This is a genomic window from Kitasatospora saccharophila, from assembly GCF_039529925.1.
Lineage (GTDB): Bacteria > Actinomycetota > Actinomycetes > Streptomycetales > Streptomycetaceae > Kitasatospora > Kitasatospora saccharophila.
Genome location: NZ_BAAANS010000178.1, coordinates 1 through 651, shown reverse-complemented (window position 1 = coordinate 651; position 651 = coordinate 1). Strand labels below are relative to the sequence as shown.

At 74.3% G+C, this 651-nt stretch carries 1 protein-coding gene; it reads left to right on the top strand.

Annotation, left to right across the window (positions count from 1 at the left end; translation table 11 throughout):
* Window positions 1-651 (top strand): HAD-IC family P-type ATPase (locus ABD345_RS40050; RefSeq protein WP_344559770.1); only part of this gene is annotated, 651 nt, incomplete at both ends.

Here is a 651-nt window from a genome sequence, read left to right as displayed (position 1 = left end):
TCACCGCGGCCGTGGCGGTGCTGATCATCGCCTGCCCGTGCGCCCTCGGCCTGGCCACCCCCACCGCCCTGCTGGTCGGCACCGGACGCGGCGCCCAGCTCGGCATCCTGATCAAGGGCCCGGAAGTGCTGGAGAACACCCGCAAAGCCGACACCGTCGTCCTCGACAAGACCGGCACCGTCACCACCGGCCGAATGACCCTGCTCGCCGTCCACACCACCGAAGACACCACCCAGGACGAAGCACTGCGGCTGACCGGCGCCCTGGAACACGCCTCCGAACACCCCATCGCCCAAGCCGTCGCCACCGCCGCACAGGAGCGGTTCGGCGACCTGCCCGCCGTCGAGGACTTCGAGAACGTCCCCGGCCTGGGCGTGCAGGGCGTGGTGGAGGGGCACGCGGTGGTCGCCGGGCGCGAGGCACTGCTCGCCGACTGGGCGCAGCACCTGCCGGCCGGGCTGCTGGCGGCGAAGGCCGCGGCCGAGCGGGCCGGGCGGACCGCGATCGCGGTCGGCTGGGACGGGACGGCCCGGGCCGTCCTTGAGGTCGCCGATGCGGTGAAGCCGAGCAGCGCGGAGGCGATCGCCGAACTGCGCGCCCTGGGCCTGCGCCCCGTCCTGCTCACCGGCGACAACCGGCTGGTGGCGCAAG